At 59.1% G+C, this 913-nt stretch carries 2 protein-coding genes; one reads left to right on the plus strand and one right to left on the minus strand.

Annotation, left to right across the window (positions count from 1 at the left end):
• Positions 1-394, minus strand: a 394-nt coding sequence (locus E4631_RS25665) for a recombinase family protein (protein ID WP_135318688.1), incomplete at its 3' end; no start/stop codon positions are given.
• A gap of 128 nt (positions 395-522) precedes the next feature.
• Between E4631_RS25665 and E4631_RS25670 the strand changes: the two genes are divergently transcribed.
• The coding region (locus E4631_RS25670) for a recombinase family protein (RefSeq protein ID WP_135318689.1) at positions 523-913 on the plus strand (391 nt) is incomplete at its 3' end.

Genomic DNA, 913 nt, shown 5'->3' on the forward strand with positions numbered 1-913 from the left:
TGGTGCGTTTGGAGATGGTTTCGCGCTCGTGCTGAGCGAGCACGGCAAAGAGGCCCACGGTGAGGGTATTGGCGTCGGGCATATCGCAGCACACGAAATCCACCCCCGAATCGCGCAGCATCAGGATGAATCCTGCGTTCCTGGATAATCTATCTAGTTTGGCAATTAACAATGTTGCTCCCGCTGCCCGGGCCTCGGCCAGGGCGGCAAGTAGTTGCGGCCGCTGGTTTTTCTTGCCGCTCTCGATTTCGACGTACTCTCCCAGCAGGCGGGTAGGGTCTTGCACGAAAGCGCGCACCGCCGCTTGCTGGGCTTCGAGCCCCAGGCCGGACTGCCCCTGGCGCACGGTGCTCACGCGGTAGTAAGGAATGTAGCGGGGAGCTGGAGTGGGCATGTAGCAAGGGGTAGCCTGGCAAAAGTAGCGCTTATAACATTTATTAAACGCACGTTGCTAATATGTAAAATGGACTACTTTTGCTTGCCTTTTTGCGCAGACCTCTTTTTGTACTCTTTTTTTGTACCATGACTCCCCTGCGGTGCTACACACCTTATTACCGGGTTTCCACCCAAAAGCAAGGAATCTCGGGTTTGGGGCTCGAAGCCCAGCAGGCGGCGGTGCGCGCGTTCATCGCCGACCCGGCGCAACTGCTGACCGAGTACGTCGAAATCGAGAGTGGTAAGAAAAACCAGCGGCCGCAGCTGCTTGCCGCCCTGGCCGAGGCCCGGCGGGTGGGTAGCACGCTGCTCATCGCCAAGCTCGACCGGCTGAGCCGCAATGCCAGCTTCATCCTGGCCCTGCGCGATTCGGGGGTGGATTTCGTGTGCTGCGATATGCCCGACGCCAATACCCTCACCGTGGGCCTCTTTGCCGTGCTCGCTCAGCACGAGCGCGAAACCATCTCCAAACGCACCA

The sequence above is a fragment of the Hymenobacter sp. UV11 genome (genome assembly GCF_004684095.1).
In the GTDB taxonomy this organism is placed as follows: domain Bacteria; phylum Bacteroidota; class Bacteroidia; order Cytophagales; family Hymenobacteraceae; genus Hymenobacter.